The following is a 14,303-nucleotide window of genomic DNA, read 5'->3' on the forward strand; positions in this document are numbered from 1 at the left end:
CCGCATCCGCTACTGGACCATCGTCGGGGTGCTCTCCGCGCTCGCGGCCGGTTTCGGTTTCGGCCTCCTGACCTGGGACAACCCGATGCCGGTCGGTTCGGACGGTTTCTGGCGCATCGCCGAGATGCGCTCCACGAACCTGGTGGTCATAGCCGTGGTGGCGATCTGCCAGTCCATCGCCACGGTGAGTTTTCAGACCGTGACCGGCAACCGCATCATCACCCCGTCGATCATGGGGTTCGAGGCGCTCTACGTCGCGGTGCAGACCGCAGGGGTGTACTTCATCGGTGTCGCGGGGGTCGTGGCGCTCCAGGGGCTCCCGCAGTTCATGCTCCAGACCGCTGTCATGATCGGCTTCGCGATGGTGCTGTACGGCTGGCTCCTGTCCGGCAGGTACGCGAACCTGCAGGTCATGCTGTTGATCGGGATCGTCATCGGCGGCGGCCTCGCGTCGGTCTCCACTTTCATGCAGCGCTTGCTCACCCCGAGCGAGTTCGACGTGCTCGCGGCGCGGCTGTTCGGCAACATCGCCAACGCCGACGCTTCCTACCTGCCGGTCGCGATCCCGTTGTGCCTCGTAGCCGCAGGCCTGCTGCTGGTGAGTTCTCGGCGCCTCGACATCGTCGCGCTCGGACGCGACGCGAGCACGAGCCTGGGCATGAACCACCGCAAGGAGACCATCCGGGTGCTGTTCCTGGTCTCGATCCTCATGGCGGTCTCGACAGCGCTCGTCGGACCGATGACCTTCCTGGGCTTTCTCGTGGCGACCCTGGCCTACCAGTTCGCCGACACCCACGACCACCGTTACGTCCTTCCGCTCTCGGCACTGACCTGTTTCGTCGTGCTCAGCGGGGCGTACTTCGTCATGCGGAACATCTTCTACGCCCAGGGCGTGGTCTCGATCATCATCGAGCTGGTCGGGGGCGTGGTGTTCCTGTTCGTCATCCTCAGAAAGGGGCGGCTTTGATCACGCTCACGGGTGTGCGCAAGGACTACAACAGCGACGTCGTGATCGGTCCCGTCGACCTGACGATCCCCGAGGGCGGGGTGACCGCGCTGGTGGGGCCCAACGGTGCCGGGAAGTCGACCCTGCTGACCATGGCGGGCCGACTGCTCGGCCTCGACTCCGGGACGATCGAGATCGCCGGCTACGACGTGACGAGGACCGACTCCAAGGACCTGGCCAAGATCGTCTCGATCCTGCGCCAGGAGAACCACTTCATCACCAGGTTGACCGTGCGCCAGCTGGTCGCCTTCGGGCGCTTCCCCCACTCCAAGGGCAGGTTGACCACCACCGACGAGGAGGTCGTCAGCCAGGCGATCGACTTCCTGGGCCTGAGCGACCTCGAGGACCGCTACCTCGACCAACTCTCGGGCGGACAGCGCCAACGCGCCTACGTGGCGATGGTTCTGTCCCAGGACACCGAGTACATCCTGCTGGACGAGCCGCTCAACAACCTCGACATGCGCCATTCGGTGCAGATGATGCAGCACCTGCGCCGCGCCGCCGAGGAGCTGGAGCGCACCATCGTGATCGTGCTCCACGACATCAACTTCGCCGGCCACTACGCCGACCGGATCTGCGCGGTCAAGGACGGTGCCGTCGTCGAGTTCGGCACAGCGAGCGAGATCCTCACCGACGAGGTGCTCACCCGGGTCTTCGACACCCCGGTGACCGTCATCGAGGGGCCCAACGGGCCGCTCGCGGTCTACTACTGAGCGACCCGCCGGACGCACCCGGCGGGTCCTTGCTAATGGTCCAGGCGGCCGAGCAGCTCGGCGATGCGTTCGGGCTGCTCGTACGGGGCCAGATGTCCCGCACCCTCCAGTTCCACGACCTCGGCGTTCAACAGGCGAAGCGCAGGGCCGTACAGGCGGGAGGGCGAGTAGAGCACGTCCTCGGACCCGGTCGCCAGCACCGTGGGGGTGTCGTGCCACGGGCGCAGGGACTCCATCTCCAGGGGCGGCGGGGACAGCACGTAGCGGCAGTGGGTACCCACCAGCGTCCACCAGCGCGCCATCGGGTCGGAGGCGTCGACCTGGTAGTTCTCGCCGTGCAGCATGTTGAGTACACGGGCGCTCTTGCTGTCGCGCGGGCCGATCATCCACGGCAGCGTCACGCGCATGAGGTCACCCCCGGCGCCGGCGGCCGAGAGCCCGGCCGGGTCGACCAGCATCAGCCCCGAGACCAGGGGGGAAGGGGTGGAGTCCAGTGCCATCGCGGCGCCCAGGGCGTGGCCGAGCACGATCACCGGCCCGTCCACGAGCTGGGGCAGGAGCTCTCCGAACCATGCGCCGTAGGCCGCCGTCCGGTCACCACGGGGGCGCATGGGGCCGCTCAGACCCGGCTGCCCGGGCGGGTCCACGCTGATGACCGGCCGGTCCGCGGCCAGGACCCGCAGGATGTCGACGTTGGTGGCGGTGTTGAAGTTGGTCCCCGGAAGCATCACCACAGGGGTGCGCTCACCGCCGGGAGCAAGGAAAGCACGCGTAGTGCCCAAGGCGGTATCGACGGCAGGGAGACGTTCGAGCCCGGGCCAGGTGGCCAGGCGTTCCTCGCACCAGGTCCGGATCTTGTCCGCGCCGGAGGGCGTGCGGTAGATGTGCGTCCCTCGGGACACCCTCTCACTCATCACAATCGTCGATCATCCCATGGAGCCGGTTCCCCTGCCACCGGGGGTATGGCCTCCGCACCAGGTACGATGTCCGCTTCGTTCGGTCCCGCGTGGTTGGTAGAGTTCCGACGACGCATACGCGGCCTGGGAGAGGAGGAACCATGGTCGCCACACGCAGCCACGACAGGCACCGTGTGCCCGCCTCTTCCTACTCCCCGCGCGCCGCCGACACGACGCGGCGCTGCCGCTTCGCCGAGGCCGAGAAGTGCCCGGTCGGCCACTGCCTACCGCTCGGCACCAACGGTTACACGACGTCCTGGGGCACCAACGCACACGGCGAACTCGCCGCGTGCCCGCCCGGACTCCACTGACCGAAGGGGCCGCCCCGCCACACCCACACAGCACACCTGTGCCCGTGTACCGGTGAGCGCTGCGGCCCCGCGATCCCAGGCTCTCCTCGATCCTCTCTCCCGTATCCTCGCGTAACCACCGCCCGTGGGACCGCTGTGTCGGTTGGGGAGAGGACACAAATTGTGAAAGGACAGTGGCGTGGTGCTGCTGACTTCGATCCTGGTGCTCGCGGCGACGGTGCTGAGCATTCCACTGGTGGAACGTGTCCTCGGACGCAACACCGGCTGGTTCGCCGCGGCCGTGCTGGCCGCACTGACCGCTCTGATCGCCGCACAGGCGCCCCAGGTCCTCGGCTCCGATGAGGCCCTGACCTACTCCGTACCTTGGATGCCGCAAATCGGCGTGGAGTTCCATCTGCGCATGGACGCCCTGGGGTGGTTGTTCACCCTGCTGGTCACGGGCGTGGGCGCGCTGATCATGGCCTACTCCACCCGGTACTTCCCACCCGGTCGCCGGCTGGGTTTCTACTTCCTGATGACCCTGTTCGCGTTCTCGATGACGGGACTGGTGCTGGCCGACGACGTCGTGCTGCTCTACGTCTTCTGGGAACTCACGACCATCGCCTCCTTCTACCTCATCGGACTCTCGGGGCCGGGCGCGAGCCGGCCGGCCATCCGCACCTTCCTCATCACCGCGGTAGGCGGCCTGGCCCTGCTGGGCGCAGCGGTGCTCCTGGTGGTCCGCACCGGCACGACACAGCTCAGTGCGATCCTGGCCGACCAGACCTGGACCCAGGACAGCACGTTCACGGTGCTGGTCACGCTCCTGGTCGTGGTCGCGGTCTTCACCAAGTCCGCACAGTTCCCGTTCCACTACTGGCTGCCCGACGCCATGGCGGCCAGCACACCGGTCAGCGCCTATCTGCACGCCGCGGCCATGGTCAAGGCCGGCATCTACCTGGCCATGCGGTTCACGTCCGCCTTCGGTGAGGTGTTCCTGTGGAACGCCGCGCTCATCACGTTCGGTCTGATCACAGCCGTCATCGGCGCGGTCTTCGCACTGCAACAGCACGACCTCAAGCGCCTGGCCGCCTACTCGACCGTGAGCCAGCTCGGTTTCCTCATCGCCGTGATCGGCGTCGGGACCCCGGAGGCCCTGGTGGCGGCGGCCGCGCACACCGTGGCACACGCGCTGTTCAAGTCGGCACTGTTCATGGTGGTCGGTCTGGTCGACCACGAAGCCGGAACCCGTGACCTGCGCGACCTGGGCGGCCTGGCCCGTCGCATGCCCGTCACGGCGGCGATCGCGACCCTGGCCGCGCTGTCCATGGCAGGCATCCCGCCGCTGCTGGGCTTCGTCAGCAAGGAATACCTGTTCGCCGGGCTCCTGGGTGCCTCCGGCGGCCCGTGGGCGGGCATCCTCGCCGGAGCGGTGGCCGTGGGCGCGGCCGCGTTCACTTTCGCCTACTCCTTCCGATTCGTGCACAGCGCGTTCTTCGGCGAACCGCGTGGTGAGCGCCGGGCCGCGCAGGAGAACGTGCACGAGGCCCCCGCTGCCTTCTGGCTCCCGGCCGCCCTCTCCGCGCTCGGCGGTGTGGTCCTGGGCCTGGCCGTGCCGGTCCTGGACCCCCTCGTCAACGGGGTCGCGCAGGACACCACCGGCACCGCCGCCGACGCTCACCTGTTGCTGTGGCACGGGTTCAACCCCGAGCTGGCCATGTCGGCCGCGGCCATCGCACTGGGCGTGCTGCTGGTGTGGCGCACCGCCTCCGGCGAGTCCTACGCCGGGCGGTCGCTGCTGCCGGTCGACGGCCCCTCGGTCTTCGAGCGGATCCACGGTGCCACGATCCGCGCGGGACGCAGGGTCGGCGACCTGACCCGCACCGACGCGATCGCGTTCCACCTGGGCGCACCGATCGTCATGACCATCGTCCTGGCCGCTGCGGTTCTGTGGATCGGCATCGATCTTCCAGCCCCCGCCGGCCAGACCAGCCGCCCCTTGGACTGGCTCCTGGTCGGTCTCATGGGTGTGGCGGTCCTGGGCGCTGCGCTCACCCGTTCGCGCCTGGCCGCCCTCGCCCTGATCGGCGTGGCCGGGTTCACCACGGCTCTGTGGCTGTTCTTCCTGGGCGCGTTCGACGTCGCCCTGACCCAGTTGCTCGTCGAGGTGCTCACCGTGGTCGTGGCGGTGCTGGTGCTGCGGCGCCTGCCCCGGACCTTCCACCCGGTCACCCGCAAGAGGTCCGTTCTGACGGCCCTCATCGCGATCGCCTCCGGCTTGGTGGCCGGTACGGCCGCGTTCGCGTTCACCGGGCGGCGGGAACTCTCGTCGGCCGCGGACTACTTCCTCGGCAACGCGCCGGAGGACACAGGGGGCGACAACGTCGTCAACACGATCCTCGTCGACTACCGCGCCTTCGACACCCTGGGCGAACTCGTCGTCCTGGGCGTGGCCGGGCTCATCATCATCGCGGTGCTCAGGAACAGCGACCTGTTGCCCGTGCACAAGGCACGGAAACCGGAAGTACCTGTCACCAACCCGGTCTTCGAGTCGGCGCCGAACACCGTGCTCATGCGCACGGTCGCCAAGTTCCTGCTGCCCATTCTCGTCATCTGGTCGCTGTACCTCTTGGCTCGCGGCCACAACGAGCCCGGTGGCGGCTTCATCGGCGGTCTCGTCGGGGGGTCGGCGTTCGCGCTGACCTACCTCGCCGCGTCCAGTGACGCGGCCGCGCGCATCCGCCTGGCCTACCCGGCCATCATCGGAAGCGGCGTCCTCGTCGCCCTGGGATCGGGCCTGCTCGGTTTCTTCGAGGGTTCGTTCCTGCTGCCGCTGCACGCCGAGATCCCGCTGCCCGGAGGGGACTACTACCACTTCACCACCGCGCTGATCTTCGACGTCGGTGTCTACCTCGCCGTTGTGGGTGTGCTGCTGGCCGCCCTGAACGAGTTGGGACTGGAGAACGGCGGGACAGCCCGTCCGGCGACACCGCCGTCGCCTCCAGGTACGTCCGAGGGTGAGTTCCCGGACGACACGGCCCCCTCCCTCGAAGGCACTGGGGCCACGGCCGTCGGCGTGGACACGACCACCACCGGAGGTGCCCGATGACCCTCGCAGTCACCATCGCCATCATGGTCGCCGGAGGCGTCTACCTGATGCTCCAGCGCGGCATGGTCCGCATCGTGCTCGGGCTGCTGCTCCTCGGCCACGCCGTGAACCTGCTGATCATGTCGGCCGGCGGCACCTTCCGCCGTGACCAGCCCCTGCTCGGCATCAACCCGCCCGATTGGGCGGCCGACCCGTTGCCGCAGGCGTTCGTGCTCACTGCCATCGTGATCGCCTTCTCCATCGTGATCTACATGCTCACCCTCGCCGCCTCCGGTAGCGACGACGACACCGAGGACGCCTCATGAACCCCGCGCTCCTGCCTCTTTTCGTGGGGGTGCCACTGGCCGTGGCAGGGCTCATGGCCGTGTTCACCCCGCCGATGTGGGTGCGCAGCACCCTGATGATGGTGCCCAGCGGTCTGGGCCTGGCGGCCGCGTCCCTCCTGCTGTGGCAGACCCGGGACGGCCAGGTCCTCGCCCACAACGTCGGTCTGTGGCAGGACGGGATCTCCATCCCGTTCGTCGCCGACACCTTCACCGCCCTCATGCTGTGGACGACGTCCTTGCTGGTGCTGGTCTCTGCGGCCTTCGCCGCGGCGGTCCACGACGACCAACGCCCGTTCTTCCCGTCGCTGGTGCTGGTCCTGTACGCCGGGGTGTCCGGTGCACTGCTCACCGGGGACCTCTTCAACCTCTTCGTGTTCATCGAGGTCATGCTGCTGCCCTCCTACGGGCTGCTCGCGATGATCGGGGCGCTCGGGAGGCTCCGGGCGGGACGGATCTACGTCACCGTCAACCTGCTGACCTCGACGATCTTCCTCGCCGGTGTCGCGCTGGTCTACGGGGCCACCGGGACGGTGCACCTGGGTGAGCTGGCCGGGCAGGCCGCCGAGTCGCCCGTGGTCGCCGCCGGCATGGGTGTGGTGATCCTGGCGCTGAGCATCAAGGCCGCCGTCGTTCCCGTGCACGGTTGGCTGGCCCGCACCTACCCGCGGGCCTCCCCGGCGGTCACCGCGCTCTTCTCCGGCCTGCACACCAAGGTGGCCATCTACGCGATCTACCGCCTGTACGCGCTGGTCTTCGACGGCGACTCCACCTACTTGTGGATCGGCGTGCTGGTCTTCAGCGCCACGATGCTCATCGGCGTCATGGGTGCGGTGGGCGAGGACACCACCCGGTCGATCCTGGTCTTCCACATGATCAGCCAGATCGGCTACATCCTGCTGGGTGTCGCCCTGTTCACCGAGATCGGCCTCATGGCGGGCATCTTCTACCTCATCCACCACATGATCGTGAAGGCGTCGCTGTTCCTGTCCACGGGCGCCATCGAGCACACACACGGGACCGGGGCACTCGACCGGCTCGGCGGGATCGCCCGGCGCCAGCCCGTGCTGGGACTGGTCTTCATGGGCGCGGCGCTGTCCCTGGCCGGGCTGCCGCCCTTCTCCGGCTTCGTCGCCAAGCTGACCCTGGTCATCGGTGCGGTCGACGCCCAGCAGTGGGCGGCCGCGGCGATCATGATCGTGGTCAGCCTCATCACGCTCATGTCGATGCTCAAGATCTGGGGCGGTGTGTTCTGGGGCAAGGACCCCGCGCACGAGGCGGACCACGACGGGAGCGGGACCACGTCGGCCGAGGGCGGCACCACCACCGTGACCGCCGCCCGTGTGCGCCCGATGGTGCTCATGCCCGGCCTGATCCTGACCGCGACGACCCTGTGCATCGGGTTGGGCGCCCAGGTCCTGCTCACCCTGAGCGCCGAGGCCGCGCAGGGTCTTTTGGACACTTCCGGCTACCTCGAGGCGGTGCTCGGCGGATGATCTACGTGATGTGGGTGCTACGCACCCTCTGGTTCCCCTTCTACTTCGGCGCCGAGGTCGTCAAGACCTCGTCGGAGGTCCTGTGGGACGTCCTGACCCCCGGTAGTTCCTCCACCCCGGCCTTCGTGGAGGTCCCCACCCGCTGCCGGACCGATTTCGAGACGACGATGCTGGCCAACATGATTTCCCTGACGCCCGGAACGGTGACGGTGGCGGTCGGCGAGGACACTCCCGTCACCCTGTGGGTGCACGGTCTCTACATCGAGGACCGGGCCTCCTTCCACAGCGACATCCACGACATGGAGGACCGCCTGCTCGCCGTGACACGTCCCCGCGCCGGTGTGCCGACACGCCCTGCCACAGCGGAGAGCACAGAGCGAGGTGAATACTGATGCAGCCCATCGACATCGGGATCGTGGCCATCATCATCGGTATGGCCGTCGCCGCGTACAGGATCTTGATCGGTCCCTCCAGCGCCGACCGCGGGGCCGGGGCCGATGTGGCCTTCTACGGCTTCGTGAGCCTGGTCGCGCTGCTCGGTTTCCGTCTCCGCACCGACCTCGTCGTGGACATCGTGCTGGTGTGCGCGCTGGTCGGTTTCCTGACCGCCCTGTCCGTCGCCCGTCTGATCTCCGGAGGTAAACGATGACACCGTTGGAGATCGCCAGCATGGCGTGCATGATCGCCGGTTCCCTGGTGTTCGTGGTCGGGGCGTTCGGGCTGCTGCGGCTGCGCGACTTCTACGCACGGCTCAGTGGCGTCACGATCACTGCCGGTCTGGCGCCCGCACTCATCTTCTTGGGGCTTTTCCTGGACTACCCGACGCTGGAGAACGCCTGGAAGATCGCATTGGCTCTGCTGATCCAGCTCGCCACGGCTGCGATCGGTGGCAACGCCATGGCGCGGGCCGGATACCTGACCGGTACCCCGCCCACGGAGGCGACCGCCTTCGACGACCTCGAGGAGGCCGGCCGACAGCGCTCTGCGGAGCGTTCGGAGGACGCCCCGGACGAGAACGGAAAGGCCTAGGGAACCGGGCGCAGAGCCCGTGAACCAGAACCCCTTGTCACCCACCGACGGGTGGCAAGGGGTTTTTCACTACCGAATATGGCCGGACCAGACGCCTCATAAAGGGGTAGCGCGGTCCCCTGCCAAACCGCATCAGAGGCATAAATATCCGGTCAACCGTTGATACGGCCATTGACACATACGGGCGCATCCACCACCGCTCGCACCGGACTCCCCCGTCACCGCATCGAGCCCGAGCATCACGACTGTGTTCCCCCAGGTACGGACGCAGCCTGCGCGTCTGAGCGCTTTTCGACGGCGACGCTGCCACGAGCACCCGCCCAGCCCCTTCCGGCCGCCGGAATCACCCGCAGCTCCGGCCCGGGCCGGGACGAAGCACCACGTCCACCCTTCCTCCAGAATCGATCCACGACAAGAGCACACGACAAACCAAAAGGGTGAATGTCGACATGTACCCCAGGTCTCCTCTGCGCGCTGTGTCGCCTAGGTGGAAGCCCCTCATTATGAAATGACGGTGGCGTGGTACTGCTGATACTGCTTCTGGTCCTCGCCGCCGCCGTGATCGGCACGCCCTTGGCCGATCGCCTCCTCGGGCGCGACGCGGGATGGCTGCTCGCGGCCGTCCTGCTGGCTCTGGCAGGGGGCGTGCTGGCTCTGGCCCCGAGCGTGCTCGCCGACGGGCACACCCCCGAGTCCGTCCTGCCGTGGATGCCGCAGATCGGTGTCGGGCTGAGCCTGCGCATGGACGGCGTCGGTTGGTTGTTCACCTTGCTGATCACCGGTGTGGGCGGGCTGATCATGGCCTACTCCACCCGGTACTTCCCACCCGGTCGCCGACTGGGTTTCTACTTCCTGATGACCCTGTTCGCGTTCTCGATGACGGGACTGGTGCTGGCCGACGACGTCGTACTGCTCTACGTCTTCTGGGAACTCACGACCATCACGTCCTTCTACCTCATCGGACTCTCGGGGCCGGGTGCGAGCCGGCCGGCCATCCGCACCTTCCTCATCACCGCATTGGGGGGCCTCGCACTTCTGACCGCGGCCGTCCTCATGGCTCTGCGCGTGGGAACGACCCGGTTGAGCGAGATCCTCGCCGATCCGGTGTGGTCCCAGGACCCGGCCTTCGCCACGACCATCGCCCTGCTGATCGTCGTGGCCGCCTTCACCAAGTCCGCGCAGTTCCCGTTCCATTACTGGCTGCCCGACGCCATGGCGGCCGGCACACCGGTCAGCGCCTATCTGCACGCCGCGGCCATGGTCAAGGCCGGCATCTACCTCCTGATGCGTTTCACCCCGGCCTTCTCCGACCTTGCGGTGTGGAACGCGGCCCTGATCACCACCGGTCTGATCACAGCCGTCATCGGCGCGGTCTTCGCACTGCAACAGCACGACCTCAAACGCCTGGCCGCCTACTCGACCGTGAGCCAGCTCGGCCTGCTCGTCGCGGTGATCGGTGTGGGCAAAGAGGCCGCGCTCATCGCGGCGACCGTGCACACACTCGCGCACGCGCTCTTCAAGGCCGCGCTGTTCATGATGGCCGGCGTCATCGACCACGAGGCCGGCAGCCGCGACCTGCGCGAACTCGGCGGCCTGGCCCGCCTCATGCCGGTCTCGGCCGGAGTGACGGCCCTTGCGGCACTGTCCATGGCGGGCATCCCGCCGCTGCTGGGCTTCGTGACCAAGGAGAACATCTTCAAGGGGCTGTTGGAGGCACCCGGTCCGGTCTGGGCCGGGCCGGTGGCGGCCGCGGCGGCGGTCCTGGCGTCGGCCTTCACCTTCGCCTACTCGTTCCGGTTCGCGTACGGCACGTTCTGGGGCACGCCCCGGGGCAGTACCGACGTGCGCGAGGCCGACCCGGGCTTCCTCGCCGGCCCCGCGGTGGCCGGTGTCGCCGGGCTCGCCCTGGGGTTGGCCGTACCCATCCTGAACCAGCTCGGGGAACGTGGCGCCGTCGATACCACCGGCGCGTACTATCCGGCCGAACTGTCCCTGTGGCACGGGTTCTCGGTCGACCTGTTCATGTCGCTGGCCGCCATCGGGTTCGGTGCGCTCCTGATCCGGTGGACCGCCTCCGGTGAGCACCTGGCCGGACGCGCCCTGTTCCCGGCGAACGGTCCCACCGTCTTCGAGGCCCTCCACGACGGGGTGATCGGCCTCGGACGCCGCATCAGCGGCCTCACCCGCTCCGACTCGCCCACCCGCCACCTGGTCATGCCCCTCCTGGTACTGACCGCGTTGGCCGGGGTGGTCGCCGGGGCCGGTATCGAAGTGCCCGACCAGTACGGCGACACCACCCATCCGCTCGACTGGCCGCTCGTCGCGCTGGCCACCGTCGCCGTCATCGGCGCCGCCGTGACGGACTCTCGCATGGCCGGGCTCGTCATGGTGGGTGTCGCCGGGTTCACCACCGCGCTGTGGCTGTTCCTGCTCGGCGCCTACGACGTGGCCCTCACCCAGCTCGTCGTGGAGATCCTGACCGTGGTCATCGCGGCCCTGGTGCTGCGCCGGCTCCCCAGGCGGTTCCACCCGGTCCCGCGGACCCGCACGGCGCTGACCGCATTGATCGCGGCGGTCGCGGGTGTCTCGGCGGCGCTGGGGACCTACTTCCTGACCGGGCGCCGCGACATCTCCGACTCCGGCCGGTACTTCCTGAACCACTCCGAGGAGGACACCGGCGGCACCAACGTCGTCAACACGGTCCTCGTCGACTACCGCGCCTTCGACACCCTGGGCGAACTCGTCGTCCTGGGCGTGGCCGGGATCATCATCATCGCAGTGCTCAACTCCAGCGGCCTGCTGCCCTCGCACGGTTCCCGCTGGGTCGTGGTCAGCCGGCGCAGCGCCGCCTACGACGCGGACGACAACACGATGATCATGCGTGCGGTCGGCCACGTGCTGCTGCCACTGATCGTGGTCTGGTCGATCTACCTCATGGTGCGCGGCCACACCGACGTCGGCGGCGGCTTCGTCGGCGGCCTGGTCGCCGGTGCCGGGTTCGCCCTGGTCTACCTGGCCGCGCCCAGCGCCTCCGTGGCCCGGATCCAACTCGCCTACCCGATGTTCATCGGGGCCGGGATCCTCACCGCGATCTCCTCCGGGGTCCTCGGCTACGTCGACGGCTCCTTCCTCAAACCGCTGCACACCGAGCTCGCCCTTCCGTGGGGCGGCTCCCTGCACCTGACGACCGCGTTGGTCTTCGAGGCCGGTGTCTACCTGGCGGTGGTCGGTGTCGTCCTCACCGCCCTCAACCAGCTCGGGCTGGAGGAGTCCAGGCCCGGTGACTCGACGCTGGGCGTCATGGGGACCGCACCGGATCAACCCCCCGCGAGCACCCCCGAGAAGGACCCGGGCGATCACCCCGAGGACCCGCTCGACACCGTCCGGAACGGAGGCACACGTTGACTCTCGCCATCACGATCGGTGTCCTGACCTTCGGGGCGGTCTTCCTGATGCTCCAACGGGGCCTGGTCCGGATCATCCTGGGTTTCGTCATGTTGGGGCATTCGGTGAACCTGATGCTCATGTCGGCCGGGGGCATCTTCCGCAGGGCTCAACCCTTGATCGGTTACAACCCCGCCGATGTGGCCTCCGACCCTCTTCCGCAGGCCTTCGTCCTGACGGCGATCGTCATCACCTTCTCGATCACCGTCTACATGCTCACCCTTGCCGCCACCGGTAGGGACGACGACACCGGGGGCGCCCCGTGAGCGCAGCGCTCCTGCCCCTCGTGGTCGCCGCGCCGTCGACGGCCGCGCGGTTCCTGGCGCTGGTGCTGTCCGTGGGTGTGGCGGGCGCACTGATGACCGGTGACCTGTCCAACATGTTCGTGTTCATCGAGGTCATACTGGTCCCCGCGTACGGGATACCGGCCGTGCTCGGTACGCTGCGCCGTCTGCGGTCCGGCCGCATCTACGTGACGGTCGGCCTTCTGACCTCGACGGTCTTCCTCGCCGGTGTGGCGCTGGTCTACGGGGCCGCCGGCACGGTGAACCCGGGCCGGTTGGCCGGGGAGTGGATCATCGCGGTGATCGCGGTGGCCGTCGGCCTCATCACCCTGATGTCGATGCTCACGCTCTGGGGCAGCGTCTTCTGGAGCGAGGAACCCGAGGTCGAGCGTCCCGTGAACGAGTCGCACTGCGAGGAGGGCTCCACCGCGGTGCTTGTCCGCCCCAGGGTCCCCACGGCGATGCTGGTGCCCTGTGTGGTGTCGGCCGCCACGGCCCTGGGCATCGGCCTGGGCGCGGCCCTCCCACTGGACCTGAGTTCCACGGTGGCCGCGAACCTCCTGGAAACGTCCACCTACGTCGAGGCGGTGCTCGGATGACGGTCAAGAGCGTCCTGAACTGGATCCTGGGCATCCTCTGGATTCCCGTCTACCTGGCCTACGACCTGCTCACCGGGTCACTGCGCGTGGGGTGGGAGATCCTCACCCCCGGAAGCCGGATCTCGGCGGCCTTCGTGGAGGTGCCGCTGCGGTGCCGCACCGACTTCGAGGTCTCGACGCTGGCCAACCTGGTCTCGCTCACACCGGGCTCCCTGACCGTGGCGGCCCGGCAGGACCCGGCCACGGTGTGGGTGTACTCGATGTACACCCACAGCCACGGTTCGACCGTGCGTTACGTACACGCCATGGAGGACCGGCTGCTGCGGGCGACCCGGCCCGCGGGGAAGCCGCCCCGAGCGGAGGACCTGGAACGGGACGAAGGGGGACAACGCCTATGAGCATCATCGACATCGCCCTGGCGGCAGTGGTGGTCTCCATGATCATCGCGACCTTCCGGGTCCTGCGCGGCCCGACCGGGGCCGACAGGGGAACCGGCTCGGACATGGTCTTCTACGGGTTCGTGCTCCTGGTCGCGATCCTCGGTATCCGTCTGGAGACCGTACTGCTGGTGGACATCGTGGTGGTCTGCACCCTCGTGGGTTTCCTCGCCGCGATCTCCCTGGCCCGTCTGACCGCAGGAGGGAAACGATGACCCTCACCGAGATCATCGGCGACCTGCTCGTACTCGCCGGTGCCCTGGCCTTCCTGGTCGGCGCGATCGGATTGCTGCGGCTTCCGGACCTGTACTCGCGCCTGAACGGTGTGACGATCTCCGGTGCGTTCGGCCCGGCCCTGATCCTCATCGGGCTGCTGTTGCAGCAACCGTCGCTCGGCAACGCGCTCAAGGTCGGCCTGGCCCTGGTGATCCAGTTGGCCACGAGTGCCGTGGGCGGATCGGCCATGGCCCGCGCGGGGTACCTGACCGGAGCCCCGCAGGCGGAGGAGACCCGCTTCGACGACCTGGTCGTGGAGCTCGACGAACAGGCAGGGCAGGAGCACCCGGGCTACTCCCGGCCCGACGGCGACCTCTGAGGCGACGGGAACGCGGCGCCGC

General features: G+C 68.3%; 16 protein-coding genes. 15 read left to right on the top strand and 1 reads right to left on the bottom strand.

The features are described 5' to 3' along the window. Window positions 1-28: 28 nt before the first annotated feature. The gene (locus D473_RS0101635; protein WP_017607351.1) at window positions 29-967 is read left to right on the top strand and encodes an iron chelate uptake ABC transporter family permease subunit; all 939 of its coding nucleotides are present in this window, start codon (window positions 29-31) and stop codon (window positions 965-967) included. After that, window positions 964-1,719, top strand: coding sequence for an iron ABC transporter ATP-binding protein (locus D473_RS0101640; RefSeq protein ID WP_017607352.1), 756 nt, complete (start codon window positions 964-966; stop codon window positions 1,717-1,719). The genes D473_RS0101635 and D473_RS0101640 overlap by 4 nt, the downstream gene beginning before the upstream one ends. Before the next feature lie 32 nt (window positions 1,720-1,751). Here D473_RS0101640 and D473_RS0101645 read toward each other — a convergent pair whose 3' ends face one another. Further along, the gene (locus D473_RS0101645; protein ID WP_017607353.1) at window positions 1,752-2,633 is read right to left on the bottom strand and encodes an alpha/beta fold hydrolase; all 882 of its coding nucleotides are present in this window, start codon (window positions 2,631-2,633) and stop codon (window positions 1,752-1,754) included. Window positions 2,634-2,776: 143 nt separating this feature from the next. On the opposite strand from D473_RS0101645, the gene D473_RS0101650 reads away from it, so the two are divergent. The 13 genes from D473_RS0101650 (at window position 2,777) to mnhG (ending at window position 14,281) form a co-directional block, all read left to right on the top strand. Then, the gene (locus D473_RS0101650) at window positions 2,777-2,986 is read left to right on the top strand and encodes a hypothetical protein (RefSeq protein ID WP_017607354.1); all 210 of its coding nucleotides are present in this window, start codon (window positions 2,777-2,779) and stop codon (window positions 2,984-2,986) included. Between the two features lie 178 nt (window positions 2,987-3,164). After that, window positions 3,165-6,074 carry a DUF4040 family protein gene (locus tag D473_RS0101655; protein ID WP_017607355.1) on the top strand — a complete coding sequence of 970 codons (2,910 nt, stop codon included), beginning with the start codon at window positions 3,165-3,167 and terminating at the stop codon, window positions 6,072-6,074. Continuing rightward, entirely contained in the window at window positions 6,071-6,379 is a 309-nt protein-coding gene (locus tag D473_RS0101660; protein WP_017607356.1) for a sodium:proton antiporter, read from the top strand. The genes D473_RS0101655 and D473_RS0101660 overlap by 4 nt, the downstream gene beginning before the upstream one ends. Continuing rightward, window positions 6,376-7,893, top strand: a complete 1,518-nt coding sequence (locus D473_RS0101665) for a monovalent cation/H+ antiporter subunit D family protein (RefSeq protein WP_017607357.1) — start codon at window positions 6,376-6,378, stop codon at window positions 7,891-7,893. The genes D473_RS0101660 and D473_RS0101665 overlap by 4 nt, the downstream gene beginning before the upstream one ends. Further along, the gene (locus tag D473_RS0101670; protein ID WP_017607358.1) at window positions 7,890-8,285 is read left to right on the top strand and encodes a Na+/H+ antiporter subunit E; all 396 of its coding nucleotides are present in this window, start codon (window positions 7,890-7,892) and stop codon (window positions 8,283-8,285) included. The genes D473_RS0101665 and D473_RS0101670 overlap by 4 nt, the downstream gene beginning before the upstream one ends. After that, a complete protein-coding gene (locus D473_RS0101675; RefSeq protein WP_017607359.1) occupies window positions 8,285-8,542 on the top strand; it encodes a monovalent cation/H+ antiporter complex subunit F in 258 nt (85 codons plus the stop codon). Before D473_RS0101670 ends, D473_RS0101675 begins: the two co-directional genes overlap by 1 nt. After that, window positions 8,539-8,922, top strand: coding sequence for a cation:proton antiporter (locus D473_RS0101680; protein WP_017607360.1), 384 nt, complete (start codon window positions 8,539-8,541; stop codon window positions 8,920-8,922). Before D473_RS0101675 ends, D473_RS0101680 begins: the two co-directional genes overlap by 4 nt. A gap of 519 nt (window positions 8,923-9,441) precedes the next feature. Further along, window positions 9,442-12,327: a DUF4040 family protein gene (locus D473_RS0101685; protein WP_017607361.1), complete on the top strand. Its 2,886-nt coding sequence runs from the start codon at window positions 9,442-9,444 to the stop codon at window positions 12,325-12,327. Next, a complete protein-coding gene (locus D473_RS0101690) occupies window positions 12,324-12,632 on the top strand; it encodes a sodium:proton antiporter (RefSeq protein WP_017607362.1) in 309 nt (102 codons plus the stop codon). The genes D473_RS0101685 and D473_RS0101690 overlap by 4 nt, the downstream gene beginning before the upstream one ends. Then, window positions 12,629-13,249 (top strand): proton-conducting transporter transmembrane domain-containing protein, encoded by a 621-nt coding sequence (locus D473_RS0101695; RefSeq protein ID WP_017607363.1) that lies wholly within the window; start codon window positions 12,629-12,631, stop codon window positions 13,247-13,249. Before D473_RS0101690 ends, D473_RS0101695 begins: the two co-directional genes overlap by 4 nt. Next, the gene (locus D473_RS0101700; protein WP_017607364.1) at window positions 13,246-13,647 is read left to right on the top strand and encodes a Na+/H+ antiporter subunit E; all 402 of its coding nucleotides are present in this window, start codon (window positions 13,246-13,248) and stop codon (window positions 13,645-13,647) included. Before D473_RS0101695 ends, D473_RS0101700 begins: the two co-directional genes overlap by 4 nt. Next, window positions 13,644-13,901 carry a monovalent cation/H+ antiporter complex subunit F gene (locus D473_RS0101705; protein ID WP_017607365.1) on the top strand — a complete coding sequence of 86 codons (258 nt, stop codon included), beginning with the start codon at window positions 13,644-13,646 and terminating at the stop codon, window positions 13,899-13,901. The genes D473_RS0101700 and D473_RS0101705 overlap by 4 nt, the downstream gene beginning before the upstream one ends. Beyond that, window positions 13,898-14,281 carry a monovalent cation/H(+) antiporter subunit G gene (gene mnhG / locus D473_RS0101710; RefSeq protein ID WP_017607366.1) on the top strand — a complete coding sequence of 128 codons (384 nt, stop codon included), beginning with the start codon at window positions 13,898-13,900 and terminating at the stop codon, window positions 14,279-14,281. The genes D473_RS0101705 and mnhG overlap by 4 nt, the downstream gene beginning before the upstream one ends. Window positions 14,282-14,303 lie beyond the last annotated feature (22 nt).

It is taken from the genome of Nocardiopsis xinjiangensis YIM 90004 (assembly GCF_000341145.1).
Taxonomy (GTDB): Bacteria; Actinomycetota; Actinomycetes; order Streptosporangiales; family Streptosporangiaceae; genus Nocardiopsis; species Nocardiopsis xinjiangensis.